This window comes from Haladaptatus ordinarius, from assembly GCF_054177595.1.
The window spans coordinates 1-6,961 of the sequence record NZ_JBPEHH010000157.1 but is presented as its reverse complement, the minus strand read 5'-3'; the positions used below and the strand labels follow the sequence as shown (position 1 = coordinate 6,961).

Here is a 6,961-nt window from a genome sequence, read left to right as displayed (position 1 = left end):
GTTGAATCGCGTTCGTTTAGCTGGGCATTTGCACGTGTGTCGCCCGGCTGTCTGTCCTACTTAAGCGGTCCGTCGGTGTCCAAGGCCTTCGCGCCTTGAATCACCAACCCACGCCACGTAAGACCGTGTGCGTCTTTCACTTCGCTTAGCTGTTCGTATCTTGTGGTAGCGAGAAAACCCCGTGCTTTAGCGCGGGGTTGAATGCGGCAGAGTGCCCCGGTGGAAGATAGGATTTTTGCCTCGAATCTGTAACGTTCGTTGAGAAGAACAGGTGGCGATAGTCGTCCTCCCTGTCGAACCCGTTGATTTATTTCCTCGGCTTCGAAACCTTCGTTATCAATGGATCCCGCTGACCTCTATGCTGATTTGCGGACTGAGGTGGACAAGGTTCTCATCGGGAACGATGCAATCATCGAGGGCCTCACAATCTCGCTCCTGACTCGTGGTCACGTCCTCCTGGAAGGCGTCCCTGGCGTCGCAAAGACTACAATCGCTAACGCATTTGCACGCGCGACTGGGCTTGATTCAACACGAATCCAAATGACGCCCGATCTTCTGCCCGCAGATATCACTGGAACACACATCTATCGGGAACCAGTCGGTGAGTTCGAACTACAGCGCGGGCCGATCTTCACCCATCTTGTCGTTGCAGACGAGATCAATCGTGCGACCCCAAAGACCCAGAGTGCCCTCTTAGAGGCCATGCAGGAAGGGACAGTCACCATCGAAGGTGAGACGCTTCCGTTGCCAACACCGTTCATCGTTATCGCCACACAGAATCCAATCGAGATGGAGGGAACGTACGAACTGCCGGAAGCCCAGCGCGACCGTTTCCAGCTGAAGCTCTCGGTGGACCTTCCGACGACAGCTGACGAGTTGAAGATCATCGACCGATTCAATACAACTCCCGAACTCGGGCCGGACGACCTCTCACAAGTCGTTAGCGTCGATGCAATCCTGGCTGCACGGGTAAATGTTACGGCTGTCTATGTGGCGGATTCAGTCAAAGAGTATATCCAATCGGTCGTCGCTGCAACCAGGGAGAATACTGACCTTGCATACGGTGGCTCACCACGGGCGACACTCGCACTATTGCATACCGCGAAAGCACGGGCAGCGATTAACGGCCGTAATTACGTCATTCCGGATGACATCAAAGCACTCGCAGTGCCCGTGATGCGACACCGACTCGTCCTCAGCACCGACGCCGAACTGAGTGAGCGCTCGACTGTCGACATCATCGACGAAATTCTGGATTCTGTGACGCCGCCGAGTGGAGAGACCGAACTAGGTCCCGCTGAAGCGCCGGTATCGAGTGATGGCGGAATGTCGGACTCATCAGAGATCGAGTGATAGTCCTCTCATCGACAACCTCGTGCGTCTGGTGTCAGTGTTGGATGATCCCATCCTCGAGTCGAACCACATGGTCGAATCGGGGCTGGAGTTGCCGGTCGTGGCTGATCACTACCAGTGCTGTCTCCGCAGTATCTTGAAGTCGGAACAAGAGATCGAGTACCTGTTCGGTCGTTTCGGGGTCTAACTGCCCGGTCGGTTCGTCAGCCAACACGATGGCCGGGCGATTTGCTAATGCTCGCGCGATGGCGACACGTTGTTTTTCGCCCCCGCTGAGCGTTGTAGGGTACTGATCGGCACGATCGGTGATCTCGAGTTCGTCGAATAATGTTTTGAGCCATTCCTCGTCTCGTTCTCCAGTGTGATCTTGGGGGAGCGCAGCGTTCTCCCAGGCAGTAAGATCGGGAATAAGTTGGAAGTCCTGAAAGATGAACCCGATGGTCTCCCGTCGAAGTCGCGCGCGTTTTCGCTCAGGAAGCGAAGCCGTTTTCTCTCCCATGACAGTGACCGTCCCACTCGTTGGAATATCGAGAAGACCGAGCATGTCGAACAGCGTTGTTTTGCCAGCGCCGCTTGGACCTTGAATCAGGAGACGTGCGTCTGCGGACACTGAAAGCGACACATCGGAGATAATCTCCTGTCCACCCCGAACCACACGCACCGACTCAGCGTCGAGGACGATTTCACCCATTCGTATTTTAGTCATACAGTTACTCATAAAAATACCCGCCTAGTCATCTCCAGTGTTGGAATTTTGCTCACTCGCACTCTCGTATCGTGACGACCGTGATGAGGGATTCTGTCGGCGTTGTTCGGTGGGCCCTTCAGCACCCGATGAGTTTCGTTGTACCGTTGTCGGCTCAGCGAGTAGGTACGGGAGCGCAGCAATGAAGACACTGATAAACATGAGTACTAGCGCAGCCACTTCGGCGACGAGGAGTAACGAGAGTGGGACCTGTGTTTCAAGCTGAAGGCCGAACACGGTAAACAGTCCGACGAACGCAAGCGTCTGAATCATCACCAACGTAACGACCACTGCAAGGAGGCTTGCGGGAATGGCGATACGAAACGCATCAGTGAAGAGGATTCGAAGGATGTGCCATCTCGTTGCACCGGTTGCACGATAGACACCAAGGGCATGACGTCGGGCGTGGACTGCCTGCGCAAACGTCGCTGTCGTCCCGCCAATCGTCGTCAACCCAGCTAGTACGACCATCACGATGAGAAGGAGATTGAAATTTCCGAAGACACTGCGGATTGCCTGCCCAAGCCCCGTCCCACCCGTATACTTCGTGTTCTGTGCGAGAGTCGAAAACGAACGGTCGTCACCATGAACACGATAGGTGTCTGTCGCCAGTGTCTGACCGTTTGAGATGAGTCGCACCGAATATTCACCGGGTGCAATCTTATCGGACGAGCCTGCCCCAAGCTGTGTCGTCATCGTCGTTGTAGTTCGTGGTGCAAGCGCCACCGTTCGGGTCACTGTTTTCGTCGGCGTCACGAACGAAATCTCTCGGGTGATATGTCGATTCCACGGATTGAACAGGGAAATCGATGCCGTGGGACGGGTGAATACGCTGGCATTCTGTGGCGAGACAGCAACTGAACCGATGGGCTGTCGAACAGTGCCAGACACGACGCGAATCTGTGATGAGTTCGTTCGATTCCCTTTTCGAACCGCGAGTTCATAGACGCCTTCACGGCGTGGCAGTTGAATCACCGCCAACCCGTTCTTGTTCGTGCGCGTAGTTCGGTCTCCAACCTGAACGACGGCAGCAGAGACGTTGTCACCGCTCACCGTTCGAACCGGTACTGCGAGGGTTGCGTTCGGTGGTGCAGCGGCGGGAAGCGACGAAATGGATACCGGTGACCGACGAGACACATTCACCGACTGTGAATACGCACCGACACGAAGCGTTTGATTCCCGAGTGTACGTGCTGTCACGTTCACCGTCACAGAACGTTGCTCCCCGGGAGAGACGGAAACAGAGCGAGTCACCGAACTATTCCCCAGCGACACGGTCACTCGGCGGGTATCCTCTGTTGTCCCGACGTTACGTACCGAGATGCCAACTGAAACCGGCTGTCCGCGCACCGCCGCTGTTGGCGCTGAGACACCACTGACGACGATCCCACCACCGTTCGACTGTGAGCCCTGCGTGAGCCGTTTATCCCGGTCTGCGGTTCGGATGAAGTGGACGATACCAGGTTTCGTCGAGAGGTCGTGAGCAGTCGCGAGGGGGACGATGAGTTGGTCATCCTGCATGCCAGGGGCAGCGAACGTCCCGACGACCGTCACCTGCGTGATTGCAGGCGAAGTTGCACCGCCGATCGTGAGGGTATCGCCGATGTTCACATTGAGCGTCTGTGCGAGATCACGTCCGATGACAGCTTCGTGTTTCGTTTGCGGTGTTCGCCCGGCAGTTAATGTGGCATCTGAGACGGCTGCAAATGCGCTATAGTTGGCCCCACGCGCAAGATACGGTTGACCATTCCGAACTTGCACGACGATGATTTCCGGACTGGCTGTGATTCCTTGGCTTCGGAGCAAATCCGCGTATCCAGCGTCGATTCGACTCGCCATGGGATAGGCGGCACCAGGTTCGGTAATCGTTCCACCTGACGTCGTGGCGATTGGCGCGAGCGTTCCCACAAGCGCTCCCACGACAACGATGATGAGTACGAAGATAGAGAGAATCGTCGTTGCAGGGACGAACGCGCGCCACCTGAGCAGGGTCGTATCGGCGAAGGCTTGAAGACGAGAATGACGGTAGGAGGCTGTCGATAATCTCGATTCTGTATCGAATGTCTGCTGAAGTCTGCAAGGTGCTGTGGTCGTTGCCGGTCGAACAGCAAGGACACCCGCACCGATTCCGACGAAGAGGAGGATAACAAGACTGGGAAGGATGATGCGCGCTACAGCCGGTGTGACCGCTGGGTCAAGAGTGATGTGGAGACCAACAGCGATTGCGATGGTGACAATTGCTCTCGTGATGATCACTCCCAGTGCATAACCGAGTATGATTCCAGTCAACGTGAGTAACCCAGCGCGGACACCGAATATCAGCAGCAATTGACGGGGTGTCCCACCGGTCGCGCGAATCACCTCGATTGCCTGCAACCGATCGCGAACACTCATCCGGGTGACGTTGTACACCACGACGAGAATGAGTGCCCCACCACAGATTGTCACAAGTCCAAGAATTTCCAACACGTCCCGCATCCCGGCTGCGAAGTAGCGGTAGAGTGAGGGACTTGCAGTGCCAGTGCCTATCGCTGCTATTTGTCCCTGCCCAGTCGCCCGTTCCGGTGTCGTGTCGATAACGTACGCACCGGTCACTCCTACCGAACGAACCGTCGATGGGTCGCTTACATACCATGTCTGGGGAAAGATCGAATCATTCGTAGCGTACGGAGTAACAGACAACGAACGCGTCGCATCTACCCCCGAAAATTGCTGTTGGGTGCGTTCATCGACTGGTCCTTTGACAGTCGCGTTCGCTGGTGGTGGTGGAATACGTGCCGTTCTCCACGAGACGGACAGGTTCTCGAGAACGGTCGGTGTATCAGCAGGGACACCGACGATATGTCGAGTTCGACCGGAGTGGTTCGTGGTGGCAATTGGAAGAACGATATCCTCGTTCGATGCCGACGCTTGTGCGTCAGAATATGTGTCATAGTGGACGACAGACATTGAATGCGTGTACCCAGCTGCGATCGATGTCGTCTGGGTATTTGCCGCGACCAAGAATAGTGTCGTCCCGACCAGAAACGCAGTGGCTACTGCGATGATGATGACTGTCAGGCGGTCACGCCGTGACCACTGCGTACAGAGCCCCCATTTGTACCCCATTTGAACGCTCGTGGTTCACTCCGTTGTGGCGTCGCTGATGGCAAGAGTATTGGCCACCTGTGGAATGCGGTTCTGGTGGTAAACACCATCAGCCAATGACTACCGACAAACCCCTCGCGTTAAGTTGATTTTATCCGCGTAAAGAGTGAAGTCGATCCATGGGTCTTCGGTAGCCAACGTAAACTACTTCAAGATCATGCCGTCACACTCCTGCTTTATTTAGAGAGATTCTATCAATTGGTCGATGGTTCTACGTAGAGACGCTGTACTCCGTCAGTGTCACTGGTTGTCAGCGAACGAGCAGTGTATCAAGTAGTCAGTGCGGTCATCATCACTCGCGAGGATTTTCAGCGTCACGGGGCGCGTCGTACCCTGTGCAAGCCCAACTGCAACGAATGATGCGACCGGATGGTCGAACCGGTCGACGGCACCGAATCGACTGCCACTGACGGCAATTGTGACACTACTTTCCTCAGTATCCACCTCCGGTGTTGCACTCTCAACGAGTTCAAATCCTTCGACAAGCGCATCAGCGAGTTGATCGGCTAACTCAGGTAGCTGGTCGGCCGTGTCAGTAACCATCGACTCGAACTCCTGGTAGAGACCTCCACCCGTCGGTGAGACTGCGATACCTCTCTTTTGTTCCGTATCTGAAACGATAAACAGCGTCGACAATTCACTTACATCAGGCAGTTCATACTCCCGATGTTGCGGCACGAATAATCGAACACTCCCGTCGCCATTGACCGTCGAGTCGGCTGTAGGGACGTACACTGTCGTGTCCGTCAAGCCGAGACCGTCGATGAGTTCTCGGCCGGTCGTGGCGAACGCAGCGTACGTCCGTTCCCCAACTGACGCAGAAACAAATTGCTCTGGCGTGAGATAATAGGTGAGGACGGCAGCGAACAACCCAGTGCCAGCAAGTGCAAACAGGATGGCCTGCGACGATGGGAACAGGAGACCACCAAGGCCAGCCAATATACCGACCCCTGCCATTCCGAGCGCAGTGCGTCGATAACTTGTTTGTTTGGCACGGCGATACTCTGTTCGCAATCGCTGGTTCTCTTCTGTGAGGAGTTCGAGTTGCGCTGCTAGCTCATCGGCCGAAGCGGCGTCAGTGTCCGCCTGGTCGTCTCCGTGGTGGTCAGAATCTCGTTTCTCTGTCGATGTCACGGGGTTATTATTCATGCACTGTCCTCAACTAGTCCGAGCGCGACGCGTTCATAGCGATGCATTCCGTAAGCGGCAAGCGCAAACACAACTGTGAGAATGCCGATGGCCTGCCAGTATTCCCCGAGCCATTGGTAGATATAGACGATACCAATGCCGAGTAGAATGGCAACACCGACCGTCATTCTCAGACGCCAGTATGGACGCTCGAGTGTGAGCAAGGGCCCGACAAGCACGCTGATGAGACCAGGTTCCAACGGAATAAGATACCGGAGGGCAACGCCGTCTGCAAATAGAGCGGCAACGAGGAGTTGGCCAAAGGCGAACGTGTACAATGTCGGCAGCAGATACCACATGAGAATGAGCATGCCACCAGCAATGAGACCGGGCAGTCCCGTCGCAACAGTATACACAATCGCCACAAGCAGTGCACCAGCGCCGTCAAGCCACGTCTTCGATTCACTGTACATTCGGTACTTCCCATCGAGTCAGTGGATAGTCACGACTGACGGGGTTAGATTCTCAGGAAGCGTCTGGATGGGTGATTATGAGATTTCTCTACCATCCAGACACTGTTCTTACGGC

5 protein-coding genes are annotated in these 6,961 nt (G+C 55.4%); 1 reads left to right on the top strand and 4 read right to left on the bottom strand.

Features of this window, described 5'->3' with window-relative positions:
• Positions 1-339: 339 nt before the first annotated feature.
• Complete coding sequence (locus ACR3FF_RS24985; protein WP_458190823.1) at positions 340-1,353, top strand: AAA family ATPase; 1,014 nt, start codon at positions 340-342, stop codon at positions 1,351-1,353.
• A gap of 34 nt (positions 1,354-1,387) precedes the next feature.
• On the opposite strand, the gene ACR3FF_RS24980 is transcribed toward ACR3FF_RS24985, so the two are convergent.
• The 4 genes from ACR3FF_RS24980 to ACR3FF_RS24965 form a co-directional block, all read right to left on the bottom strand.
• The gene (locus ACR3FF_RS24980) at positions 1,388-2,044 is read right to left on the bottom strand and encodes an ABC transporter ATP-binding protein (protein ID WP_458190824.1); all 657 of its coding nucleotides are present in this window, start codon (positions 2,042-2,044) and stop codon (positions 1,388-1,390) included.
• A gap of 39 nt (positions 2,045-2,083) precedes the next feature.
• Positions 2,084-4,693: an FtsX-like permease family protein gene (locus tag ACR3FF_RS24975; protein ID WP_458190822.1), complete on the bottom strand. Its 2,610-nt coding sequence runs from the start codon at positions 4,691-4,693 to the stop codon at positions 2,084-2,086.
• A gap of 792 nt (positions 4,694-5,485) precedes the next feature.
• Positions 5,486-6,394, bottom strand: coding sequence for a DUF7982 domain-containing protein (locus ACR3FF_RS24970; RefSeq protein WP_458190821.1), 909 nt, complete (start codon positions 6,392-6,394; stop codon positions 5,486-5,488).
• A complete protein-coding gene (locus tag ACR3FF_RS24965; protein ID WP_458190820.1) occupies positions 6,391-6,846 on the bottom strand; it encodes a DUF8163 family membrane protein in 456 nt (151 codons plus the stop codon). Before ACR3FF_RS24965 ends, ACR3FF_RS24970 begins: the two co-directional genes overlap by 4 nt.
• Between the last annotated feature and the right edge of the window lie 115 nt (positions 6,847-6,961).